The following is a 524-nucleotide window of genomic DNA, read 5'->3' as shown; positions in this document are numbered from 1 at the left end:
TAGCTAATCATGACCTGCCGGTAAACTTTGCAATCAAGCGAGCCAGCCAATTTCTGCCACTTCGGTTTGCCAGCTTTTCTGATTCTGCATTAAATTTTTTAACTTCATTAAAAACAATCTGCTGCATTTGAATTGCAGACAATGAAGCACTTCTATGCACCTCATTGCTATGAGCGTAGTCCGCAGACAGGCTGTGTTGTCTGTACATTAATTGCAGAGATTCTGAAGACGAATGTTCAGGCAATTCATTGCTGCCTACCGCTTTCGAGAACACTTCAGCATTATCGTTAAGACTTTCGGTAACACTGTCATCTGAAAGCTCACAGTTTTGTTCCGCTTTCCCAACAGTAGTTTTAGCTCTTTCAATCGTAGTTTCTGCGGCCTCTTCGATGAGTGCTTCATTAAGCAAAGCTAGCGCCCAGCTTTCATCCACCGGTTCTGGCTTCACTGATACCTGGCTCTCACCCGATCTATTGTTACTACTGATGTCTTGTTTCTTCATAATACGTCATCTATACAGTAAA

At 42.6% G+C, this 524-nt stretch carries 1 protein-coding gene; it reads right to left on the bottom strand.

The features are described from left to right. Window positions 1-7: 7 nt before the first annotated feature. Complete coding sequence (locus A3757_RS20470) at window positions 8-502, bottom strand: hypothetical protein (RefSeq protein ID WP_068554286.1); 495 nt, start codon at window positions 500-502, stop codon at window positions 8-10. Window positions 503-524: the final 22 nt, after the last annotated feature.

Source organism: Oleiphilus sp. HI0117 (genome assembly GCF_001635235.1).
Note: the sequence above shows the minus strand (reverse complement) of the source record. Positions and strands in the feature narration are given on the sequence as shown.

What these genes read in the sequence shown, in the direction of transcription:
- A3757_RS20470 (WP_068554286.1), bottom strand. Translation starts at nt 502, where the DNA reads ATGAAGAAACAAGACATCAGTAGTAACAATAGATCGGGTGAGAGCCAG.